Source organism: Paenibacillus aestuarii, from assembly GCF_027789125.1.
In the GTDB taxonomy this organism is placed as follows: domain Bacteria; phylum Bacillota; class Bacilli; order Paenibacillales; family NBRC-103111; genus Paenibacillus_E; species Paenibacillus_E aestuarii.
Genome location: NZ_JAQFVF010000088.1, coordinates 186,106 through 208,512, shown reverse-complemented (window position 1 = coordinate 208,512; position 22,407 = coordinate 186,106). Strand labels below are relative to the sequence as shown.

Here is a 22,407-nt window from a genome sequence, read left to right as displayed (position 1 = left end):
CCCTTCGGTGTTAAACCAGCAAAAATTCGTAATAATCGTTTGCATTCAGCATTTGAAAGCCGCAGGATTCATACAAGCCTAGCGCCTTCTCATTTTCAACGGCGACTTCCAGCTTCACAGTCTTTGCTTGTTCTCTGCTTTTCAATAGCTCAATAGTATGACGCAGGATTTGGCGCCCTAGCCCTTTGCTACGGTATTCAGGCAGCACGCAAAAACCGTAAATAAACGCTCGTCCATCCCCTTCCACCAAAGCGCCGATCTTGCCGATAGCCACGTGCTCATCGCCAGTTTCAGCAATCCACGTGCGCTCCTTGTCCCCTTCCAGCGTCTGCATCACGTATTCACGCGCATTCTCTTCAGGCATAGCGAAACCGGACGTATTCAGCTTGACGAGCAAGTCGACATCCTCTTTAGCCGCTGCCCGCAGGGTAACATCTTCACCAAGGGGAACAGTAGAATTCGCTCCGTCCGCGTCTTGCAGTTCCATCACATACTCCGAGAAGCTGTACCGCGCTCCAAGTTGACTCAGAAAAGCTTTGCCGCTCGCGGAGCCCCGCTCGTTAATAAAGATAGCCTTAGGAATCGTTCTGCGCTTGCATTCCGCTATAGCCGTTTGCACCAGTTGGCTGAAGATCCCTTTGCGTCTGGCATCGGGATGAACCATCCCGCTAATTTCGACCTCCGTCGATAAAAAACTGTATATCCCCAAAAATCCGACAACACGATCGTTCTCATAATATAAAAAGTCATTTGTAATGCCCGGCGACCGGGTCGACAACGTGCTCCAGTTCAGCTTAATATCAATCTGCTCCGCTTCGTTGCATACGCGCCAAAGCTCTCGGACAGCTTCCAGCTCTTGAGCGGACATGCCTGCGACAGGGTATAGGCCTTGTTTCAATTCAATATCCCTCTATTCATTCAAAAATGGTGAAAATAGTGAAAATGGTGACCTAATCTTATTATACTTGTCTCCCCGCGCCGGCGTTAGCGAAACAATGATTTTACATAAAGTTTCGTATACAAAAAGCCGCCGACTCTCAAAGTAGTCGGCGGCCTTGCAGTTAAATCGGCAGCAGCGCCACGATCTCGCGCTGCTTCAAAGCTTCCACCATCGCGTGCCATTGAGCCGGCTTATTCGCCAGCACGGCATAGTAGCGCGTAAGGAAGTCTACGACGAGCTGCGCAGGCACGCCTTCGCGCTCCTCGTCCGTCGGCAGGAAGCAGAGGTCGAGCACCTCGACAGCTTCCCCGTTGTTTTCCCAGGATGGATGGACATAGCCGAAATCCAACCGTTTATACCCGAGGTGGGACAGCACCTCGCGGCGGACGTACGGGTCCATCGGCTTCACGCCGCCAAAGGCGTGGTCATGGACCCGGTAAGGATCATAGATCTCCGCGAACATGCCGAGCATCGGCTTGCCCGATGCCGCTGCCAGCGCCTGGAGATCGTCCCAACGCTTGCGGGCCAGAAATCTGCCGATTCCGAGCCCGGCTTGGCCAATAATCGTAAAGTCCGTCATTGCCACTTGGAAATCGTCATAGTACCGGTATTCCGTCGTGCCTACGACCTTGCCTTCATGAATGGCAACGAACACGCGAATTCCCGGATCCTCAAGCGGTTCTTTCCACAAAGAATATTCCAGCACTTCTTCCGGTGGGAAAACCATTTGCATTAATTCGTGCATTTTTTTAAAAAATGGGTCGCTAATATTAGATATTCGATGATACTCCATTAAAAAGACAACTCCTATTCATTAATTTGCACTCTCATTGAACAAGTTATCATGTAATGCTTTAATTGATTGTCTCACACTTGTATAAATGGATTCTCCCACTCCATCAGCATGGCATAATTGCCAGACTCTTCATCATCCAAATAGTGCGGCACCACTTGTACCGGTGTCCGCCCGCAGCGCAGGAGGAACGTGATGACCGGGTCTTTCAGCCGTCCGGCAATAATCGCTTCCGCATAGTCCGTGATGGTCATAGATGCGGCAACCTTGTGATAGCCAGGCATGCGCCCACCGCCAAGCAGCCGCTTGAGCTGCAGCTGTACGACGACTTCGTACATCGATTGCATCATCCACTTCCCGAGACCCAACTTGCGATGGGCAGGGCGGATACAAATATCGACGATGTAGAGCGTATCCCCATCAGGCTGATGATTGCGAATATATCCGTTGTCTGTAATGGTTGCCCAGCTATGGTCCGTCGCCTGCTGAGGGTCATAGTTTACGCGCAGGCCCGTGATAGAACCAGCGATTTCACCGGCAATTTCCACACATAGGGCTCCTTCCGGGAACCGGCTGACATGCTCGTTCAACTGCTCCTCATTCCACCATAGCTCCGAAGGGAACGGCGGCGGGAAGCTTTCCTGCTGAACGCGGATGAGTCCTGCAAAATCATTGCTCGTATAATTGCGGATAATCGCTTCGACCGGCTTATCGCCATCAAACACATACAGTCGCTTATAGTAGGGTGACTTCTCTGTCATACTCATTCCGGGCTACGTCCAGTCGGTATACATATCTGTTCTGCGGTCACGCCATGTCGTGACAGAACCTTTTTCGCGAACAAGGTAGAGCAGATCCAAGTCCAGGTCGGCCGTAACGATCATGTCATCGTTGATTTCGCCTTCCACCAAAATGCCTTTAGGCGGGAACGGCACATCGTTAGGCGTAATGACCGCCGCTTGGCCAAAGTTCGCGCGCATGAAATCTACGGTAGGCAGCCCGCCGACTGTTCCTGTTGTGACCACGTAGATCTGATTCTCGATCGTACGCGCATGGCAGGTATAGCGCACCCGATGAAAACCATGCCTGTCATCCGTACAAGATGGCGCAAACAGCACGTCAGCCCCGCGGGCTTTGGCCATTCTTACAATTTCCGGAAACTCAACATCATAGCACACGAGAATGGCGATGCGACCCTTGTCCGTATCGAACACCTGCAGATTGTCACCGGCGCCCATGTTCCACTCTTTCACTTCAGTTGGCGTGATATGCAGTTTTTTCTGCTCAGCAATACGGCCGTCCGGATAAAATAGAAACGCTGTATTAAAAAGCTTCCCATTCTCCTCCGTAATGTGCGTGCCGCCGATCAAATGCATGCCTGTACGCTGGGCCAGTCCTTGAAAGAGGGAGCGGTATTGCTCCGTATAGCCAGGCAAAGCCTCGATCGGAAGCGCCTTGCCGTTTTTGTCGCCAATTGACATCAGCTGTGTCGTAAACAGCTCGGGAAATAAGACAAAATCCGCTTCAAACTCCTCGGCGCATTTGACATAATGCTCCACTTGAGCGGCAAATTCCTCAAAGCTCTTGATCGTATGTAAATGGTACTGCACGGCGGAAACTCTCATTTTCATCTGCTTCAACTCCTTCACAACTTGACGAGAATGCGGCCTCGGACTTGTCCGTTCAAAACTTCTTGAGCCGCATCCACTACGCCAGCCAGTTCCACTTCTTTGTAGACTGTCTTCTCCAAGCCCACCGGTTTCAGCTCGGTTGCCATCCGCTCCCAGAGCTGGCGTCTAGCCGCCGCCGGGTAATACACAGAGTCAATTCCCAACAGGTTGACGCCCCGCAAAATAAACGGGAACACCGTCGCGGCGAAATCGTTGCCGCCCGTAAGACCGCTCAGCGCGACCGAGCCGCCGTACCGGATTCGACTCAGTACGTACGTCAGCGCTGCTCCGCCGACAGGGTCCACGGCGCCTGCCCAGTACTCTTTGTCAAGCGGCTTCTGCGTTGCCGGCGACAGCGCCTCCCGCGGCAGCACGGCCGCAGCGCCGAGTGCGGTCAGGTAGCCGTGATCCTCCGCTTTGCCCGTACTGGCTTCGACTTGGTACCCTAGCGCGGCCAGCATGGACACGCTGTTGCTCCCCACGCCGCCTGTCGCGCCGCGCACCAGCACCGGGCCTTGCTCCGGGCGAAGCCCGTTGTCTTCCATCCGCTGCACCGACAAGGCAGCGGTAAACCCGGCCGTGCCGAGCAGCATCGCCTCACGATGCGTGAGGCCTTGCGGCAGCGGCACGACCCAATCTGCGGGCACGCGCGCATACGCGCTGAACCCGCCGTAACGCCCCGTCCCCAGCTCATAGCTGGTGACGAGCACTTCATCCCCCTCCACAAAACGAGGATCGCTGGAGGCGGCTACGGTGCCCGCCAGGTCGATGCCCGGCACGATCGGATATGAACGGACAACGCGGCCATTCGGGCTGCAGGCCAACGCGTCTTTATAATTCATGCTGGAGTAATGCACACGGACGGTCACTTCACCTGGAGGAAGATCCTCTAACTTAAGTTCCTTGATCCCTATCGCAAATGTTTCATTTGTTCGTTCGACGAACAGCGCTTCAAAACTGTCCATGTTACCCCTCCCATCACGTGAATTTCGCATGATTCTTTAATCAGTGTACTAAATTCTGGCTGCCGTTTCCAATTGGCGCTTTGACGCAAAAAACACCCCTTACACACATCGGATTAACCAAAAAGCTAATCCTAATGCCTGTTAAGGGGTGTTACGATTTAGGACTGCACGAACCCGGCAGCCGCCAGGAACTTGCCGAATGCCGCTTGCCCAGCTTCCGTGCGCTTGAAGACGCCGGCATCTTGCAGCACTTCGAGGAACTTGCCGCCGACCTCGTCCTGCAGCGCAGTCTGCGCCTCGGCAAGCTGCATCGCGCTGCCGTACTTCGCGAGCAGCGCCTCAATCCATGCCGCATGCTTATGCAGCGGATGGCCTGCGTCCTCGCGGATCGCGCTGCTGAAATCGGCTTCGCCGGTCAGAAGCCGGGCGATCTCCGCCAGCTCCGCCTGCAGGCGGCCCGGCAGCACCGCGAGGCCCATCACCTCGATCAAGCCGATATTCTCCTTCTTGATATGGTGCAAGTGCTGATGCGGATGGAAGATGCCATCCGGATGCTCCGCGCTGGTGCGGTTGTTCCGCAGCACCAGGTCCAGCTCATATTCGCCCCGTGCATTGTTGCGGGCAATCGGGGTAATCGTGTTATGCGGAATCCGCTGTCCGTCCTTCTCGCTGAAGGCGAGAACGTCCGCTTCCGCATCGCTGTAGGCGCGCCAGTCTTCCAGCAGCTTGCTGGCGAGCATGTAGAGCGTCTGCTTGTTATGGCCGCTCAAGCGCAAGACCGACATCGGCCATTTCACAATGGACGCTTTCACGCCTGCAAATTCAGGGTGCGCGAAGAAGGCTTCACTCGGCGCTTTTTCCATCGGGAACTTGTGCTTGCCGCCCTGGAAGTGGTCATGGTTCAGAATCGAGCCGCCCACGATCGGAAGATCCGCATTTGATCCGATGAAATAATGCGGGAATTGGTCGATGAAATCGAGCAAGCGGTAGAAGGTATTCGCCGTCGTCTTCATCGGAATATGGTGCTCGTGGAAAATGATGCTGTGCTCGTTGTAATAGACATATGGCGAGTATTGGAAGTACCATTTCTCGTTGTCCAGCTCCAGCGGAATTACGCGCAAGTTTTGTCTCGCAGGGTGATTCAATCTTCCCGCATAGCCCAAATTGTCCACGCACAAGAGACATTTGGGGTAGCTGCTTTGCGGCAGCGTTTTGAGCAGGGCAATCTCCTTCGGATCCTTTTCCGGCTTGGAGAGGTTTACAGTGATCTCCAGATCGCCGTACTCCGTGCCCGCCAGCCAGTACGCATTCTTGCGAATTTGATCCATGCGGATATAGTTGGAATCGATTGATAACTTATAAAAATAATCCGTAGCTTTCTCGACACCCGTGGTCTTCGCCCGATGCCAGAACTGATGGACGACCTCGGATGGTCTAGGCATCAGCAAGCCCATGATTTTCGCGTCCAGCAAATCCCGGTAAGTGCTTGTGTTCTCCTGCAGCAGGCCCGACTCGTAGGCGTCATCCAGCAAGTGCTGAAGCAGTTCCGCAGGGCTGTCCAGCTTTTCATTCGGCATCTCGCCTTGATAAGGCTCTGGAAGGCTGAACAGATCCAGCAGCGCATTGCGTGAAGTATATATATCCAGCTCATCGATCAGCTCATTTTGTCTTGCGAATTGCAGCAGTCTCTCGATGTTGAGCGCCGTTTGCGTTTGTTTCGGTGCAACTAAACTCATGTTCCCGGCTCCTTTCGTTTCCCTTGATGCAGCTTACTTCGCGTAGCCGCTCGGATGCTGCTGATGCCAGCTCCACGCGCTCTCGATGATCGCTTCCAGCGAATCGCGCGATGGCTTCCAGCCCAGCTCAGCCCGCGCGCGTTCCGAAGATGCGATCAGCACGGCAGGGTCTCCTGCTCTGCGCGGCTGAACGACAGCCGGAATCGCGTGACCCGTAACCTTGCGGGCGATGTCGATGACTTCTTTCACGGAGAAGCCTTTGCCATTGCCGAGATTGTAGATGGCGCTATCCGCACCTGCGCGCAGCTTTTCAACCGCCAGCACGTGTGCGCTGGCAAGGTCGCTGACGTGGATGTAGTCGCGGACGCACGTTCCGTCTTCTGTCGAGTAATCATCGCCGAAAATTGATATATGTTCTCTTTGACCTAATGCGACCTGCAAAATGATGGGAATCAAGTGCGTTTCAGGGCTGTGGTCTTCGCCGATTTTACCGCTAGCATGTGCTCCAGCTGCGTTGAAATAGCGCAAGGATACATACTTGATGCCATGAGCCGTATCAAACCATTTCATCATCTTTTCCATGGCGAGCTTCGTTTCGCCGTACGTATTCGTCGGTAAAGTGCGGTCCGTCTCGAGAATCGGAATATTGTCCGGTTCGCCGTAAGTGGCCGCTGTGGAGGAGAACACGATGTTTTTGACGCCATATTGCGTCATTTTCTCCAGCAAGCAAAGTGTGCCGTATACGTTATTGTGATAGTATTTGGCAGGGTTTGTCATACTTTCGCCGACCAACGAATTGGCCGCAAAATGAATAATCGCATCGATTTGATTTTCACGAAATACAGTATCCATGAATTCACTATCGCGCAGGTCGCCAACATACAGCTTGCCGCCCAAGACCGCTTCGCGATGGCCTTGCTGCAAGTTATCCACAACGACTACATCTTCACCTTTTTCCAGCAGCTCCGCAACCGCGTGAGAGCCGATATAACCTGCACCGCCCGTAATTAAAATTGCCATTTATAGCGCCTCCTCCAGCTTTTCAACACCGTTGCCGATCTCACAAACATAGAAGCTCGGCGTCAGGCCCGTTTTCTCCGTATACTCCCGGCCTACTTGATCAATAAACGTCTGCACGCTGTCTTCGTGCACGAGGGATACTGTGCATCCGCCGAAGCCAGCACCTGTCATGCGCGAACCTAGAACGCCCTGCACTTTAAGCGCAGCTTCAACCATCGCGTCCAGTTCCGGACCTGTTACTTCATAGAGATCGCGCAGCGAATTGTGAGACCCGACCATTAGCTTGCCGAATGCTTCAAGGTCGTTCGCTTTCAATACGTCAATGGATTGCAGAACTCGATCGATCTCCTCGATCACATGCTGCGCTCGCTTGCTGACGGTTTCATCAGGAATGAGATGCTTAGCCGCGTTGAATTGTTCGAGGCTCAACTGACCGAGCAATTCAATACCCGGATACTGCTGCTGCAAGTATGTGACCGCCTGCTCGCATTGACTTCTTCTCTCATTATAGGCGGAATCCACCAAGCCTCTGCGTTTATTCGTGTTGCCGATCACCAGTTTGTATTTACCGCTATTAAATGGAACATGGCTGTATTCCAACGTATCGCACATTAACAGGATCGCATGATCCTTCTTGCCGTTGGCAACTGCGAACTGATCCATAATGCCGCAGTTGACACCGACGAACTGGTTTTCCGTCTTTTGCGCCAGCAGCGCAATCTTCACCGTATCCTTCGGATAACCTTCCATCGATAATAATCCGAATGCCGTAACGACTTCGATGGAAGCGGAAGAGGACAGCCCCGAGCCATTTGGAATTTCACCGTGGAACAAAAGATCGTAGCCTTTGGTCACCGGGAAGCCCTCTTTGGCCAGGTGGACAAAGATGCCCTTCGGGTAGTTCATCCAGTCATCTTCCTCTTGATAGGACAACTCGTCTATGGAAATTTGTTTGCGAAGCGGCAAGTTCGTGGAAGCGAAACCGATGTTGCGGTCTTCTCTCGGACGAATCAGCATGGTCGTTCCGAAGGTCAGTGCCGCCGGAAATACGTAGCCGCCGTTGTAATCCGTGTGCTCACCGATCAGATTAACGCGTCCAGGAGCATGAAAAGCCGCGATAGACGCTGAGGAGTCGCCGTACAGTTCAACGAATGTCTTCTTTAGTGCTTGTAAATTTGCCAAGGTGGCACCGCCTTTTCTATGATTGAACCCATTTTCAAAACGTTGATTTGTAATTTCAGTATAAAAGATGGCTGCTGAATTAGCTATGGATGCATGTAATTTCCACATGGAAAAAAGTGATTTTATAGCCTTCATCTTTAAACTTGATTATGATAAAGTTTATGTAAATAAAGGAGGGCATGCGCGCCATGATGACTAAGCCGGAAAGCTATTACGTCGTCTCCAATCCGCTCCCTGCGGCCGACCACAACTTACTTGTGCTCTTTGCCGGGGAGAGCCAAACCAAAGCGGAACATAAACTGGGACCGAAGGTATACGATTATTATCTTGTCCATTATATTATATCCGGCCAAGGCACCTTTTCCTGCCACGGGCAGGATTATGAGCTTGGCGCCGGCGACAGCTTCTTCATTGAGCCTGAACAGTTGGTCAGCTATCGATCCGATGCGGAGGATCCGTGGCATTACTGTTGGATTGCCTTCAGCGGGCCTGAGGCCGCTCCCTTGGTCGCCAGTTCGGGCGTGAACCAGCTGCAGCCCATCGTCCATGCCAGGCGAAACCGGCGGATTCCTGTGCTGTTCCGCCATATCCAGCAGGCGCTTCATGCCAAACGGAGCAACGCCCAGCTCAAAGCGTGCGGGTACCTTCAATTGCTGCTTGGCGAATATTGTGAACTTTTGACACATGCGGCGGCGGATGATGTCGTCGCGGATGTCGAAAGCGATCGAATTGTACAGCAAGCCATTCATTATCTTTCCACACAATACGCGGAACCAATCACCATTGAGTTGATGGCAGAGAGCATCGGTTACAACCGCGCTTATTTGTCGCGCTTGTTCAAAAGGCATACGAAAGTAACGCCGGTAGCTTTTCTGCAAAAGCTGCGCGTAGATAAAGCCAGGCTGCTGCTGCGGGAACGCTTGGAGCTGACGGTCGAGCAGATTGCGGCTTCTGTCGGTTTTCACGATCCGCTCTACTTCTCCAAACAGTTTCGACGTTGGTATGGCGTATCGCCGACCGAGTACCGGAACCAAATGAAATCGCTATAGCGTGAGGAATCGAGATGTCAGGATTAAAAAAAACATGCATGGCCTGTCGTCCCCAGAGACGCTTAGCCATGCATATTTGTGTAAGATTATCTTTTGCCTGGATCGTAAGGCTCGCCCAAAGCAGATGGTGCTTTCGCCCGGCCTACCGCACCGGCCAATACTAGAATGGTCAGCACATACGGCAGCATGTACAGGAATTCTTGCGGAATGTGCTTGGAGAAATCGAACAGCCGCATGAAATTGTTGAGCGCTTGCGCCATCCCGAAGAATACCGCGGCACCCATCGCCCCTACCGGATGCCATTTTCCGAAGATCATCGCCGCCATCGCGATAAAGCCCTGTCCAGAAATCGTGTTGTGCGAGAAGCTGCTCGTCGTTGTCAGTGTGATTGTCGCTCCGCCAAGACCGGCGAAAATACCGCTGATCAGCACGGCCATGTAACGAATCCGTTTCACTTTGATACCGACTGTATCCGCAGCGCTCGGATGCTCCCCGACAGAGCGGAGGCGCAAGCCGAATGGTGTTTTGAACAGCACGTACCACGTTACGGCCACGAGAATCAAAGCAATGTACGTCGTCGGATATGCCGTAAAGAACGCATAGCCGATATAAGGAATTTTCGAGAGCAGTGGGATTTCCCATTTGCCAAACACATTATTAAGCGTCTCGGTTTGACCTGCGCCATTGAACAAAACTTTTACCAGATATACAGTCACGCCGGCAGCAAGGAAGTTAATGACGACCCCACTGATAACTTGATCCGCTTTAAACGTAATCGTCGCCACCGCATGAATCAGCGCAAAAATCAGCGCGAAAACGATCGCTGTCAGCAAGCCGATCCAAGGTGACCACATGCCCATGTTGGCTTCCTCTGCATAGTAGGCGCCCACGGCTGAAGCGAACGCCCCGGATACCATGAGGCCCTCGATGCCGATATTGACGACACCCGAGCGCTCGGAGAAGATACCGCCCAATGCGCCGAAGATCAGCGCCGTTGAATAAACTAGCGTCGTATTAATAAGTTCGCTGAACTTGGTCAGTAACGCGTTTATCATTGATAGAAGGTCCATATTACGACGCCCTCTCTTTCTTGCGTTTGCCGTAGAACGGAATAAGTATCCATTTCACAATACCTTGTGTGGCGACAAAGAAAATAACGGAACTAATAACGATTCGAATAATTTCCGGCGGAACGTCCGCACCGAAGCTCATGCCTGCGGATCCGTAAGTGAGTCCGCCAAACAGCGCGGCACCGAGCACGATCCCGACTGGATTGTTAGCGCCCAGCAAGGAAACCGCCACACCGTCGAAGCCATACCCTGGTGAAGCCGCAGCTACAACCTGGTAGTGGAATACGCCCAAAATTTCAAACACGCCGGCTAACCCGGCGAAAATACCACTGATAAACATCGCTTTCACCATGTTACGGTTCACGTTCATGCCGGCATATTTGGCCGCATCCACGTTATGCCCAACAGCGCGGAGCTCGAAGCCCTGCTTCGTTTTCATCAAGATGATATAGAATGCAACGGCTGCAAGCAGCGCAATCAATGTGCCCCAATGAACCCGCGCGTGGTTCAGCATGTTCGATAACCAATCGATGCTCAGCGAAGCTGAATCTTGAATCATATAAGAACGCTGCTGCTTAGGCTCCAGAAGGAACGTATTCACGATATAGTTGGAAAGGAATAGTGCGATCCAGTTCAACATGATCGTGGTGATGACCTCGTTCACGCCGCGTTTTGCTTTCAGATAGCCGGCAATAGCTCCCCAAAGGCCACCTAACAGCGCGCCGACGATAACGGCAAGCGGAGCGTGGATGATCCAGGGAAGTCCGGTCACTTTCACGCCGATGATCGTCGCACCAGTCATCCCCATGACCACTTGGCCTTCAGCGCCAATATTGAACAATCCTGTACGGAATGCGAAGGCAACCGACAAACCGGTTAAGATAAGCGGAGTAATCGCCCGGATAGCTTCTCCAATGTCATAGGAGCTGCCGAAGATCCTTGCAAACAACGAACTGTACGCCTCGATAGGGTTATAACCGCCAGCCAGCATGACGAGCGCTCCGAATAACAGCCCAAGGATGATTGCCACGATCGGATTGATCGCCGAATCACTGGTAAAAACTCTAACAACCTTATTCATGAGCAGCTCCCTTCACTGCGCCTTTACTGCCGGCCATGAGAAGTCCGATTTCCTGATCGTTCGTCTCTTGCGGCAGTACTTCGCCCACAATCTGTCCTTCGTAAATGACCGCGATCCGGTCAGATACGTTCATAATTTCATCCAATTCAAAAGAAATCAAAAGTACGGCTTTGCCTTTGTTGCGCTGCTCAATCAATTGACGATGCACGAACTCAATCGCCCCGACATCCAAGCCCCGCGTCGGCTGTGCCGCAATCAGCAGATTTGGATTTTTGTGTATTTCCCTGGCAATAATCGCTTTTTGCTGATTACCGCCTGAGAGGGAACGGGCCTTTGTATAAATGCTTGGCGTCCGAACGTCGAACTGCTTAATTAGCGCTTCAGCATGACGATCGATTGCCTCGTAGTTCAACAGACCGCCACGGTTATATTCAGGGTGAAAATACGTTTCCAGCACCATGTTTTCGCTCATTGAGAAATCCAAAACCAAGCCATGTTTATGTCGATCTTCCGGAATATGAGATAATCCGGCCTCCGAAATGTGTCTCGGAGTTTGATTCGTAATATCACTGCCCATCAGCTTTACTTGGCCGCTGTCTACAGGGCGCAGTCCGGTCAAAGCTTCAATTAGTTCACTTTGGCCATTGCCGTCGACTCCGGCGATACCGAGAATTTCTCCGGCTTTTACTTCAAAGTTCAAGCTCTTCAAGGCAGCTAGACCTTGATGATTCCGAACAACTAAGTCCTTCACTTCCAGAACAGGCTCGCCGAGCTTCGCGGCTTGCTTGTCCACTTTAAAGCTGACATCGCGGCCAACCATCTTCTCCGCTAGAATTTGCGGATTTGCCGAGGCTGTCGCTATTGAATCAATCACTTTCCCCCGGCGAATAATCGTCACGGTATCGGCGATTTCCATAATCTCTTTGAGCTTATGGGTGATTAGAATAATGGATTTGCCCTCTTTGACCAGATTGCGCATAATCTCGATCAGCTCGCTGATCTCCTGAGGAGTCAATACAGCCGTCGGCTCGTCAAAAATTAGAATGTCGGCTCCCCGATACAGCGTTTTCAAGATTTCAACACGCTGCTGCATGCCAACGGAAATATCCTCGATTTTCGCTTTTGGATCTACGCGCAGACCGTACTGCTCCGAGAGTTTGCTTACTTTCTCTTGCGCCGTACGATAATCAATTTTCGTGCCCTTTTTAGGCTCCATGCCCAAAATAATGTTTTCCGTTACTGTAAATGGCTGAACCAGCTTAAAATGCTGATGCACCATCCCGATGCCGAGCTCGATCGCGCGATTCGGACTATCAATTTTCACTTCATTGCCATGCATCTTAATATAACCTTCATCCGGCTGATACAGACCGAACAAGATATTCATCAATGTTGATTTGCCTGCGCCGTTCTCGCCAAGCAAGGCATGAATCTCGCCTTTTTGCAGCTTGAGGCTGATGGAGTCATTGGCGACGATGCCAGGGAACCGCTTTGTAATGCCACAAAGCTCTACAACAGGGGTTAATTCGCTCATGAGATCACCCTATGGATCAATTTTTAACACTTTAGTTTAAAAAGCCCTTCTAACTAAAGAACAAGGCTAGTTTATGCAACTAGCCTTGTTTCAACTAAAACACGCTAAGTACCTGTGTTATCACTTCTATACGTTCAACAGCAATTATGGAGTTTCTGGAACTTTAATCTCGCCGCTGATGATTTTTGCTTTGTACTCATCTACTTTTTTGAGGATGTCTGCAGAAACGTTCTTCTTGGAAGTTTCAGGAAGGCCTACGCCGTCATCTTTCAAACCGAGAACAACTGTTTTACCGCCTTGGAACTTGCCAGAGATCATGTCGTTGGATACACGGACTACCGCTTGGTCAACGCGCTTCAGCATGGATGTCAGTGTTACATCATCACCAAACTCTAGGGATTGGTCTTTATCTACACCGATAACCCAAAGCTTCTTGCCGGATTTGTTGCGGTCTTTAGCTTCGTTAAATACGCCGTTACCAGTGGAACCTGCTGCTGGGAAAATGATGTCAGCGCCATCGTTGAAGATCGTCGCCGCTGCCGCTTTACCAAGGTCAGGCTTGTCGAATGCGCCTGTATAGTTCACTTGTACTTTCGCATTAGGGTTAACTGCTGCTACACCCGCTTTGAAACCAGCTTCAAAACGTTTGATAACCGGGATGTCGATACCGCCGACGAAACCGATTTTATTTGTTTTCGTTGTCAGACCTGCAACTACGCCAACCAGGAAGGAACCTTCTTGCTCGGAGAAAGTTACGGACTCAACGTTCGGTGCATCAACTACGTTATCGATAATAGCCAATTTAGCGTTCGGGTTTTGTGTAGCAACGGCTTTAACCGCATCGCCCATCAAGAAACCGATACCCCAAGTCAGGTTGTAGTTATCTTTAACGAATTGGTTCAAGTTAGGTGTATAGTCTGCATCGCTCTTACTTTCAATATTCTTCACTTTAGCGCCGGTTTGCTTCTCAAGTGCTTTCAAACCTTCCCATGCGCTTTGGTTAAAGGATTTATCGTTAACGCCACCGATATCGGTAACCATGCCGATTTTGAAATCCTTGCCTGTGTTGTTGCTTGGAGCTGCCGATGCCGCTGCGCTTGCTGCAGGAGATGCTGCGCCACCTGTATTCGCCTCAGGTTTCTTGGCACAGCCTGTCAGCGCCATTGCGGAAACTGTTACAGCCACGAGTGCCGTTGTAAACACTTTTTTCATTATTCTTAACCCCCGTCATCTAAATTTGACCTCAACCCTGGAACCCCATACGTAGTATAACCGTTGAAAAACGAAATTATGTAAGGCTTTCCATGTACAATTGTAACATTAAAAGACCTAGGAGAAAAGTGGTACACGAAAGGAAAATTCACATTTCGTTATGTGTTACAAGCGCACATTACCGCTTTGTTATTTGCAACAATATGGGTTCCAAGCACCAAAAGTATTATACTACCACCGGTCAATAAAATCTACATGGCTGATTGCGTAATATTTGCTCCCATGCGGTCTAGGAACTCAGCAGGATGCAGAGGTTCACTAAAGAGCGGTCCTTGTACTTCGGTGCACTGCAAATGCTGCAAATGCTCCAACTGCTCTTTCGTTTCAACACCCTTGGCCAAGATTGTCAGCCCCAGACGACGCGCCATGCGAATGATAGCCTCGATCAGCATCTGATTGTCTTCGTCGCCCGGAAGATCGCGAATCAAGGTGCTGTCCAGCTTGACACTGTCCATCGGCACATCCTCCATACCCGGACGCATAAACAGACTGATTGAGAGATCATCCATCAAGATGCGCACGCCTAACGCTTTTAACTGCCGCAGCTTTTCACCGACTTTTTGCACACTCGATGTCGTCAGGCTCTCGGTTAAATCAAACTCTACACAGCTTGCGCAAATGCCCGTTTCATTCAAATTAAGCTTCAAAGTTTCAATGAGAAACTCGTCCTCAAACTGAACAGCCGACATCCCCACGGTAAGCCGCAAGTCAGGAAATCCATTCTCCTGCCAAAACTTGACTTGCCGACATGCCGTGTCCAACATCCAGTGGCCGATGGGAACGATTACCCCCGTTTCATTCGCTATCTTCCTCCAGTCCGGTTGAGTGATCTTGTTGTTCTTACCTCTGCTCCATTGGAGAACAGCCTCGACTCCTTTCACTCGGCCTGTATCTATTTCATATCGCGGTTGGTACACCAGCTCAAATTCTTTCTGATTCAGCGCAGCATACAGCTCTTTCTCCAGCTTCGCTTTGTGCGACACCATCGCATCAATATCTGCTGCGAAAAACTGAAAACGGCTATGCCCCCGCTCCTTCGCCGAATCCAAAGCCTCATCCGCGCGCTGCATGAGCAGCTCCGGTGTATCGCCATCCGCCGGATACAGGGCAATGCCGATGCTGGCCGTCACCGAGACCGGCGTTCCATCCAGCATGAACGGCTCTTCCAGCTCCGCCTGTATGCGTGCAGCCACCGTGCCTACATCCTCCGGCTTCGCCATATGATCGAGCAGGATGGTGAACTCATCACCGCCTTGGCGGAATACGGTATCCTCGCGGCGCAAGGATCGCAGTAAGCGGCGTCCCGCCTGACGGATCAACAGATCGCCGGACGCGTGGCCAAGCGTGTCGTTGACGCCTTTGAAGCGATCGAGATCCAGGAACATGACGGCGACAAGATGCTCATGCCGCTGAGCGTGAAGCAGCGCGCGCTTCAAGCGGTCGTCGAACAAGCGGCGGTTCGGCAGCCCGGTTAAGTCATCATGGTAAGCCATGTGAGCGAATTCCCGGCTGCGCTGTTGATGAGCTTCGCTTATATCCAGCAGCCGCTGGATCCAGCGCGCCGCCAGTAAGACGACAGCGCCCTGCAGCACGATCCCAACCCATACATGCGGCTGCAGTGGGAATGATGCGGCAGCGAGCAGATTCACCGTTAACAAGCCGCAACCAATTATTGCTATATATGCCCAAGCGTAAGCTTTTGTATGCTGCAAACATTTGGCTTTTAATTCTTTGTTCATGCCAGCCCCCCTTTCAGCAAAATAAAAGCTATTCCAAATAGGAATAGCTGAAGGATCGTCCGCTGCCAGGCATCCAGTCCCGGACGGATCGTCTGCCTGTCAGCGGCTATCCCGCCACTGCCTTAAATAAGCAAATTAAACAACTTCGGATCTTTATTAATTTCGATAAAGCCGTAATCTTTAAGCGACAGACGCTCGATCAGGCCCTCGTAGTCATCCTTGTTTTTAAGCTCGATCCCCACTAAAGCAGGTGCATCATCCCGATTATTCTTCTTGGTATACTCGAATCGGGTAATATCGTCTGTCGGTCCAAGCACTTCCTCAAGGAACTCGCGCAGCGCTCCAGCCCGTTGCGGGAAATTGAGGATGAAGTAGTGCTTCAGCCCCTCATAAATGAGGGATCGTTCTTTAATGACCTGCATCCGGTCAATATCGTTGTTGCCGCCGCTGATGATGCAAACGACGGTTTTACCGCGAATCTGCTCCCGATAAGCATCCAGCGCCGCAACCGGCAGTGCTCCTGCAGGCTCGATGACGATCGCATTGTTGTTATAAAGCTCAAGAATAGTCGTGCACTCTTTACCGGAAGGGACGACGACAATATCTTCGAGCGCATCTTTACAAATATCGAACGTTAACTGGCCGACCTGCTTCACCGCTGCTCCGTCGACGAACTTATCAATGGTGCTCAGAGTCACGACTTGTCCTCGCGCAAGCGACTGCGCCATACTGTCGGCTCCTTCAGGTTCGACGCCGATCATCCGCGTCTGTGGCGATACGCTTTGCACATACGTCGAAACGCCCGCGACCAAGCCGCCTCCGCCAATGGTGGCAAAAATAAAATCAGGTGTCTCCGGAATCTGATTCATAATTTCCAGACCGACGGTTCCTTGGCCTGCGATCGTACGCACATCGTCGAACGGGTGAATGAATACTTTGTTCTCCTTCTCGCAGTACGCCTTCGCTTGAGCCGAAGAATCATCGAACGTATCCCCGGTTAGAATGACTTCCACAAACGGGCCGCCGAAGAGCTTCACCTGCGATATCTTCTGGCGCGGGGTTGTTGTCGGCATGAAGATTTTCCCGTGAATGCCTAACTGCTTACAAGAATAAGCGACCCCCTGCGCGTGATTACCCGCGCTTGCGCAGACTACGCCGGCCTCGCGCTCGGATGGGGATAGGCTCTGAATCACATTGTACGCACCGCGGATTTTGAACGATCGCACGACTTGCATATCTTCTCGTTTTAGATAAACGTTGCACTCATATATGCTGGACAGCAGCTCATTGCGCTGCAAAGGTGAAGGTTCAATAACCCGGCTAAGCACATGGTTCGCCTTAATAATATCTTCCAGACCTACTTTACTTAAAACGTTCATACGCTCTGCTCCTTTTCCCAGCTATGCCTATAGCATTGTATAAAACTAAGTTTTATACAGTATTGTAGCATAATCTCGGGAGTTTGCAGCGTAATCACTGAAAATAAAGCATGCTGCCGAAGCAGCATGCTTGCAACGCTTATCTATAAACGATGTGGGGCGTAGACTGCAGTTCTGCGCGCTTCTGTAAAAAGCGGAAGAAGGCGCTTGCCGCTTGAGCTCTTGATACCTCTTGCTGCGGCTCGAAGCTATTGTTATCCAACGACATAATACCCAGGCCGAGCACGATCACAGCGGCGCCGGCATTTTTTAACTGCGCAGCGTCCGCGAAGTTCGTATTAAAAATGCCCTCATACTTCGTGAGGTTCTGGTACCCCAGCGCCTTCACGATGAGCTGTGCCATATCCTCACGATTCATCGGCGCATTCGGGTTAAAGTCGGCGCCTGGATCCAGAAGCCCGCGGTCTACGGCGCTTTCCACATAGGCGAAGTATGGAGAACCTGCTTTTACATCCGCAAAGGAAGCTTTCCGCTCAGCACCGTAATAAAAACCGCTGTTGCCGCCGTTGATGGCGATGACCAGCATTTTGATCATTTCACCGCGCGTCATCGTTTGCTCCGGATTGACTTTGCCGTCTTTGACATCGAGCGCCTGGTAATCTACCATCAGCTGCAGCTCGTTCCGCGCCCAGTGATTGTCGATATCGTCGACTTTGATTTTGCCAAGTGTGATCACTTCGCCGGTGTTGGCGCTCTTCCACTGTCCGGACTGCGCATCCAGCAGGAACGCTTCCTGTGTGTACTTTGGAACAAGGGAGTAGACCAGTTTCGCTGTCAGCTTGTCATCGGCCGACTGATCAGCCGCCTGTGGCAGGATCTCGCCGGACGCGACCATGAGGTTGTACTTCTCAAGCGGCATAACGCCGACACCCCTGTTACCTGCAAGCACATAGTTCAGCTTAATATCGTATTGCGATAGCAGCAGGTCTTTGGCCTTGTCAATATCAATGACCTCAGGCTTCTGCGTAGGGTAAGGCACATCGCTGAACGAGATGCTGAAATTCACGATCTTGCCTGTCGTGCGATCCACACTGAGCGAAGCTTGCTCATAACCTGCAGCTACGCCGTCAATAACCCGTTTGAAGCTAACCTCCCAGTTGCGCATATGCTTCAGCTGATCGGCCGAGAAATCTTTTTCATTCGGCACATCCAGCACGAGCTGGTCGGTGTAGGCCGGCAGCAGTTTTTTCACAAAGTCAGTGGCTGTTGCCGCCGCCGTATCCAGGGAGACCTTGGCATCGACTTCTTTGTCCGGTTCATAAGACGCATAGCTGTTGAAGTTTTTGATTTCGCCCGTTTTGCTGTCAACGGTTGCCCACGCACCGCCGCCAACAATTTTACTATTTGCTTCTTTATCCGCAGGCTTATTCCAGTTCAAATTCCAGGTCGATTCCGTCTCGCCTGTCTCCGGATTCGTGGATTCATTGTAAGAAGCATCCTGCAATTGCAAATCTGAGGAGAGGCCGAACGTATCGATCACCTTCCGGACTGCCTGCTCCTTCGTCAAGTTCAGGTTGGCTGCAGGCTTGCTTCCTAGCGGCTTGTCAGTAAGCGGTTTCCGACCTGCTGCAGCGGAGTCCCCACCCACTGGATTCCACAGCTCGCCTGTTACCGCATTCAAGGAAAAGCCGTTGAATGTATACGAAATAATGGGCTGTTTCTTTTGAGCGGCGTCAGCGCGATACGGAATTTGATACTGCAATGACAGCTTCGCTTTATCCTTAAATAGCTGCGCTGCTTTATCTATCGTAATGGCAGCCGCACTTTGGTCGAAGGTGACTTGGTCGTCCCAATTATAATTGTAGGAAACCACTTCCCCGTCGCCATTCACCGTGACGTTTACGCCGTTTTGTGGGAAAGGCACGCCAGCTACGGAGCGGTCAAAGCGAATATTGTACTGGTAGTTCCCGTCAAGCGGTGTGCGGAAAGCCTTCTCTTCTGTATCGTTATACAGTAAATCACTTTGTTTGCTTGGGTTTACTTTGGTAATCCAAGCCGATGCGGCATCTTTGGCCCCTTTGAAGTCAACCTTCGGCGGATAACTCGGCTTCCTGTCTGGATCTTGATCGTACTTATAATAGGATGATAACGATCCGTCTATGCCATTAATGGAGATGTTTATATTGCCGTAAAACTGATCCTTGACCTTCTTGGCATAGGATATGTTCCACGTTGGATAGCTGCGGCCGCCACCATAGTAGCCATTCAGGCTGATCGATTGCAGCGTGTAGCCAGATGGGATGGTGACATAACTTTGGGCCAGCTCCAGTGCCCGTTCCTTGGAAAGGCTAGCCTCAGGCAGTTTGCCGTCAACTTGTCCGGGCATTACAGGCATGACTGGCCGTGCGATTACACTATCACTAACGGCTGCGCCGGACTGCGCAGCCTCGTCTGCCCATGCATGAGGAACGGCAGCTAGTAGAAGTGAAGAAGCTACAGCGATAGACCCCACTTGTTTAAGCAATTTCAAGTTCATCTTCCCCCTTAGAGACAAAATGGTCTTATATGCTTCTAACGTCAGAAGTTGGAAAAAGGTTGCTCGCCAATATAATTTTTTTAAACAAGTAAATTAAAAAAAGCATGCACATATGAAAGCCCTTCTCCGAGGGTTCACAGCACATGCTTTTCTTATGAGGCTAGCCTAATTTCTTGCCTGCGTCCGGTCCTTGTCCGTTCCTGGATAGCTTTTGCTGAGCGTACGCATTAAATCCTGCATCTCACCTTTCGTTAAATCCCGCCACTGGCCGAGCTTTAGGTTGCCCAGGTGGATATGCATGATCCGCACGCGCTGCAGACGCGTAACGCGATAGCCGAACGCCTCGCACATCCGGCGGATTTGCCGGTTCAGCCCTTGCGTAAGAATGATCCGGAAAACCCGATCCCCGACTTTATAAACCTCGCAGGGCTTGGTCGTCGTTCCGAGGATTTTCACCCCGCTCGCCATCCCTTGCAAAAACATCGGAGTTACCGGTTTGTTGACAGTAACGATATATTCTTTGTCGTGATTATTCTCCGCCCGCAAAATCTGGTTGACGATATCGCCGTTGTTAGTCAGCAAAATCAGCCCTTCGGAATCTTTGTCCAACCGCCCGATAGGAAAAATGCGCTCCTCGTGCCCGACAAAGTCAACAATGTTGCCCTTCACATGCGCTTCCGTCGTACTGGTAATTCCCACCGGCTTGTTCAACGCGATGTAGACGTGCTCTTTCTTCTCGCCGATCTTCCTGCCATCGATACGGACGTCATCGCCGGGGTCGACGACGCTGCCCAGCGTTGCTCTCACGCCGTTGATCGAAACACGTCCCGCTTCCACCCATTTATCGGCCTCGCGCCTGGAGCACACGCCGGTTTCGCTAATAAATTTATTAATTCTCATGACTCGAAAGATCCCTTCTCTGCCAACATAATCCGCTGCTTATTCACAGGTCTATTATGCTGGATTCGCTCAGCAGGTTCAAGTGTGCGGGGAGTGGATGAGGCTTAGGATATACAAAAATGGCTGCCCCCTGCAAAACTAGGTTCACGATCCGCAGCCAATTGGCATTTACTAATATGTAGAGAATACATCTACCTGTCGATCCATTCGATCTGCAGCTTGACCGTCTGACCGCGTCATCGGGTCCAGCCGTAGAATATTGGCAGCTAACCGGTTCGCTTCGGTGACGGCATCGTTATTGCTCAGCCCAACCATGGATTGTCTCTGATGGCTGTCATATGCCGTGCAATCCTAGAGTTGGGCGCTGTTGTTCTTTTATGCGGCAGCATAGCGAACCGGCATGCTGCACATTCCATTGAGTTACCGCTTACTCCCGTGAAAGGGTATAATCAAGCTATCCATTTTACAGGAGGCTGCCATGCGCATTGCTATTTTAGGAGCTACAGGTCGAGTAGGCAAAAGAGTTCTACATAAAGCACTACGGGATGGGCACGACGTTACCGTCCTCGTTCGCAACCCTGACAAACTGGTCGAGCTGCGCCCCGAACGGCTCACCGTGCTGCACGGCGATGTTCGCCGACCAGAAGATATTCGCCGCTCGCTGCAACAGGCTGAGCTTCTCATCAGCTGCCTGAGCACAGATGGCGGCACCGTGCTCACCGAGAGCATGCCCCTAATTATCGACGGCATGAAGGAAACCGGCGTCCCGCGCATCATTACCATTGGCACCGCGGGAATTTTGCAGAGCCGCGAATACCCGGGGCTGCTGCGCTATGAAACGCCGGACACTAGGCGCTCATCAACGCGAGCAGCGGAAGAACACCGGAAGGCTTGGGAGCTGCTTGCCGCATCCGGCTTGGCTTGGACGGTCATCTGTCCGACTTATTTGCCGGACGGAGAGCCGCAAGGCGGGTACCGCGCGGAAAAAGATTATTTGCCCGACGGGGGCATGTCCATTTCCGTAGGCGACACCGCAGCGTTCACCTATGCGGAAGCCCTTCAGCAGGACTATGTGAACTGCCGGGTTGGACTGGCTTATTAAACCCAAAAAGAGACCTGGCGGAAACAGTGCGACCGCCAGGTCTCTTTACAATTCAAGAATAGCCTCTATTTCGTCCATTCAAAATAACACGAATGTTGATCCATGAGATCACAATTCCCGCCGCGCGGAACAAATAGCCGATGACGGGGATATAGCTCAGGAACGACAACACAACGTTGGCAATCGTCATGTTGAGTGTATCGTTGCGATTCAGCAGAGCAAGCACGAGGGAGACGAAGACGAGCGGTATCACCCAGGCACTCGACCACAAATACACAAACGGAATCAGACCCAGCAAATAACCGATGCCAATGCCAACCTCTGAAAGTAGCTGCAGCAAATTCAGAATGCGAAGCGTATCTGGCCGCATGAAGCTCCTCCGTTCCATTCATTATTGCGCTATCTCTTCCATTGTAGCATAGCCGTTTGTAATAGTCTT

20 protein-coding genes are annotated in these 22,407 nt (G+C 51.6%); 2 read left to right on the top strand and 18 right to left on the bottom strand.

The annotated features are described in order from the left end of the window. Positions 1 to 10: 10 nt before the first annotated feature. From O9139_RS29615 to O9139_RS29580, 8 genes are all read right to left on the bottom strand, one after another. Entirely contained in the window at positions 11 to 898 is an 888-nt protein-coding gene (locus O9139_RS29615) for a GNAT family N-acetyltransferase (protein WP_270885332.1), read from the bottom strand. Positions 899 to 1,061: 163 nt separating this feature from the next. Next, on the bottom strand, positions 1,062 to 1,733 hold the full coding sequence (locus O9139_RS29610) for a GNAT family N-acetyltransferase (protein ID WP_270885331.1): 672 nt from the start codon (positions 1,731 to 1,733) through the stop codon (positions 1,062 to 1,064). Positions 1,734 to 1,807: 74 nt separating this feature from the next. After that, positions 1,808 to 2,500, bottom strand: coding sequence for a GNAT family N-acetyltransferase (locus O9139_RS29605; RefSeq protein ID WP_377525603.1), 693 nt, complete (start codon positions 2,498 to 2,500; stop codon positions 1,808 to 1,810). 6 nt (positions 2,501 to 2,506) lie between these two features. After that, positions 2,507 to 3,364: a carbon-nitrogen hydrolase family protein gene (locus tag O9139_RS29600; protein WP_270885330.1), complete on the bottom strand. Its 858-nt coding sequence runs from the start codon at positions 3,362 to 3,364 to the stop codon at positions 2,507 to 2,509. 14 nt (positions 3,365 to 3,378) lie between these two features. After that, positions 3,379 to 4,368, bottom strand: a complete 990-nt coding sequence (locus O9139_RS29595; RefSeq protein WP_270885329.1) for an acrylyl-CoA reductase family protein — start codon at positions 4,366 to 4,368, stop codon at positions 3,379 to 3,381. Between the two features lie 158 nt (positions 4,369 to 4,526). Then, complete coding sequence (locus O9139_RS29590) at positions 4,527 to 6,104, bottom strand: UDP-glucose--hexose-1-phosphate uridylyltransferase (protein ID WP_270885328.1); 1,578 nt, start codon at positions 6,102 to 6,104, stop codon at positions 4,527 to 4,529. 33 nt (positions 6,105 to 6,137) lie between these two features. Next, positions 6,138 to 7,124, bottom strand: a complete 987-nt coding sequence (galE, locus tag O9139_RS29585) for a UDP-glucose 4-epimerase GalE (protein ID WP_270885327.1) — start codon at positions 7,122 to 7,124, stop codon at positions 6,138 to 6,140. After that, positions 7,125 to 8,306 carry a galactokinase gene (locus O9139_RS29580; RefSeq protein ID WP_270885326.1) on the bottom strand — a complete coding sequence of 394 codons (1,182 nt, stop codon included), beginning with the start codon at positions 8,304 to 8,306 and terminating at the stop codon, positions 7,125 to 7,127. A 188-nt stretch (positions 8,307 to 8,494) separates the two neighbouring features. Here O9139_RS29580 and O9139_RS29575 point away from each other — a divergent pair, with 188 nt between their 5' ends. Further along, positions 8,495 to 9,355, top strand: a complete 861-nt coding sequence (locus O9139_RS29575) for an AraC family transcriptional regulator (protein WP_377525607.1) — start codon at positions 8,495 to 8,497, stop codon at positions 9,353 to 9,355. A gap of 86 nt (positions 9,356 to 9,441) precedes the next feature. Here the strand turns inward: O9139_RS29575 and O9139_RS29570 are convergent, their stop codons facing one another. From O9139_RS29570 to O9139_RS29530, 9 genes are all read right to left on the bottom strand, one after another. Next, positions 9,442 to 10,425, bottom strand: coding sequence for an ABC transporter permease (locus tag O9139_RS29570; protein ID WP_270885324.1), 984 nt, complete (start codon positions 10,423 to 10,425; stop codon positions 9,442 to 9,444). A gap of 1 nt (position 10,426) precedes the next feature. Next, positions 10,427 to 11,506 (bottom strand): ABC transporter permease, encoded by a 1,080-nt coding sequence (locus tag O9139_RS29565; protein ID WP_270885323.1) that lies wholly within the window; start codon positions 11,504 to 11,506, stop codon positions 10,427 to 10,429. After that, complete coding sequence (locus O9139_RS29560) at positions 11,499 to 13,040, bottom strand: ABC transporter ATP-binding protein (protein WP_270885322.1); 1,542 nt, start codon at positions 13,038 to 13,040, stop codon at positions 11,499 to 11,501. Before O9139_RS29560 ends, O9139_RS29565 begins: the two co-directional genes overlap by 8 nt. Positions 13,041 to 13,184: 144 nt before the next feature. Next, positions 13,185 to 14,252, bottom strand: coding sequence for a BMP family lipoprotein (locus O9139_RS29555; protein ID WP_270885321.1), 1,068 nt, complete (start codon positions 14,250 to 14,252; stop codon positions 13,185 to 13,187). Positions 14,253 to 14,503: 251 nt separating this feature from the next. Next, positions 14,504 to 16,051: a putative bifunctional diguanylate cyclase/phosphodiesterase gene (locus tag O9139_RS29550; RefSeq protein WP_270885320.1), complete on the bottom strand. Its 1,548-nt coding sequence runs from the start codon at positions 16,049 to 16,051 to the stop codon at positions 14,504 to 14,506. A gap of 122 nt (positions 16,052 to 16,173) precedes the next feature. Beyond that, positions 16,174 to 17,430 (bottom strand): threonine ammonia-lyase IlvA, encoded by a 1,257-nt coding sequence (ilvA, locus tag O9139_RS29545; RefSeq protein ID WP_270885319.1) that lies wholly within the window; start codon positions 17,428 to 17,430, stop codon positions 16,174 to 16,176. Positions 17,431 to 17,569: 139 nt separating this feature from the next. Further along, the gene (locus tag O9139_RS29540) at positions 17,570 to 19,960 is read right to left on the bottom strand and encodes an S-layer homology domain-containing protein (protein WP_270885318.1); all 2,391 of its coding nucleotides are present in this window, start codon (positions 19,958 to 19,960) and stop codon (positions 17,570 to 17,572) included. Positions 19,961 to 20,131: 171 nt separating this feature from the next. Next, positions 20,132 to 20,866, bottom strand: coding sequence for a 23S rRNA pseudouridine(2604) synthase RluF (gene rluF, locus O9139_RS29535; protein WP_270885317.1), 735 nt, complete (start codon positions 20,864 to 20,866; stop codon positions 20,132 to 20,134). Positions 20,867 to 21,037: 171 nt separating this feature from the next. Further along, positions 21,038 to 21,181 carry a hypothetical protein gene (locus O9139_RS29530; protein WP_270885316.1) on the bottom strand — a complete coding sequence of 48 codons (144 nt, stop codon included), beginning with the start codon at positions 21,179 to 21,181 and terminating at the stop codon, positions 21,038 to 21,040. A gap of 163 nt (positions 21,182 to 21,344) precedes the next feature. On the opposite strand from O9139_RS29530, the gene O9139_RS29525 reads away from it, so the two are divergent. Beyond that, the gene (locus O9139_RS29525) at positions 21,345 to 21,968 is read left to right on the top strand and encodes an NAD(P)-dependent oxidoreductase (RefSeq protein WP_270885315.1); all 624 of its coding nucleotides are present in this window, start codon (positions 21,345 to 21,347) and stop codon (positions 21,966 to 21,968) included. Positions 21,969 to 22,020: 52 nt separating this feature from the next. Here the strand turns inward: O9139_RS29525 and O9139_RS29520 are convergent, their stop codons facing one another. Further along, positions 22,021 to 22,338, bottom strand: a complete 318-nt coding sequence (locus tag O9139_RS29520; protein WP_270885314.1) for a hypothetical protein — start codon at positions 22,336 to 22,338, stop codon at positions 22,021 to 22,023. Between the last annotated feature and the right edge of the window lie 69 nt (positions 22,339 to 22,407).

Excerpts from the sequence above, each read along its gene's own strand:
- O9139_RS29610 (WP_270885331.1), bottom strand. The coding sequence starts at position 1,733 with ATGGAGTATCATCGAATATCTAATATTAGCGACCCATTTTTTAAAAAA.
- O9139_RS29605 (WP_377525603.1), bottom strand. The coding sequence starts at position 2,500 with ATGAGTATGACAGAGAAGTCACCCTACTATAAGCGACTGTATGTGTTT.
- O9139_RS29600 (WP_270885330.1), bottom strand. The coding sequence starts at position 3,364 with ATGAAAATGAGAGTTTCCGCCGTGCAGTACCATTTACATACGATCAAG.
- O9139_RS29595 (WP_270885329.1), bottom strand. The coding sequence starts at position 4,368 with ATGGACAGTTTTGAAGCGCTGTTCGTCGAACGAACAAATGAAACATTT.
- O9139_RS29590 (WP_270885328.1), bottom strand. The coding sequence starts at position 6,104 with ATGAGTTTAGTTGCACCGAAACAAACGCAAACGGCGCTCAACATCGAG.
- galE (WP_270885327.1), bottom strand. The coding sequence starts at position 7,124 with ATGGCAATTTTAATTACGGGCGGTGCAGGTTATATCGGCTCTCACGCG.
- O9139_RS29575 (WP_377525607.1), top strand. The coding sequence starts at position 8,495 with ATGATGACTAAGCCGGAAAGCTATTACGTCGTCTCCAATCCGCTCCCT.
- O9139_RS29570 (WP_270885324.1), bottom strand. The coding sequence starts at position 10,425 with ATGGACCTTCTATCAATGATAAACGCGTTACTGACCAAGTTCAGCGAA.
- O9139_RS29565 (WP_270885323.1), bottom strand. The coding sequence starts at position 11,506 with ATGAATAAGGTTGTTAGAGTTTTTACCAGTGATTCGGCGATCAATCCG.
- O9139_RS29560 (WP_270885322.1), bottom strand. The coding sequence starts at position 13,040 with ATGAGCGAATTAACCCCTGTTGTAGAGCTTTGTGGCATTACAAAGCGG.
- O9139_RS29555 (WP_270885321.1), bottom strand. The coding sequence starts at position 14,252 with ATGAAAAAAGTGTTTACAACGGCACTCGTGGCTGTAACAGTTTCCGCA.
- O9139_RS29550 (WP_270885320.1), bottom strand. The coding sequence starts at position 16,051 with ATGAACAAAGAATTAAAAGCCAAATGTTTGCAGCATACAAAAGCTTAC.
- ilvA (WP_270885319.1), bottom strand. The coding sequence starts at position 17,430 with ATGAACGTTTTAAGTAAAGTAGGTCTGGAAGATATTATTAAGGCGAAC.
- rluF (WP_270885317.1), bottom strand. The coding sequence starts at position 20,866 with ATGAGAATTAATAAATTTATTAGCGAAACCGGCGTGTGCTCCAGGCGC.
- O9139_RS29530 (WP_270885316.1), bottom strand. The coding sequence starts at position 21,181 with ATGGTTGGGCTGAGCAATAACGATGCCGTCACCGAAGCGAACCGGTTA.
- O9139_RS29525 (WP_270885315.1), top strand. The coding sequence starts at position 21,345 with ATGCGCATTGCTATTTTAGGAGCTACAGGTCGAGTAGGCAAAAGAGTT.
- O9139_RS29520 (WP_270885314.1), bottom strand. The coding sequence starts at position 22,338 with ATGCGGCCAGATACGCTTCGCATTCTGAATTTGCTGCAGCTACTTTCA.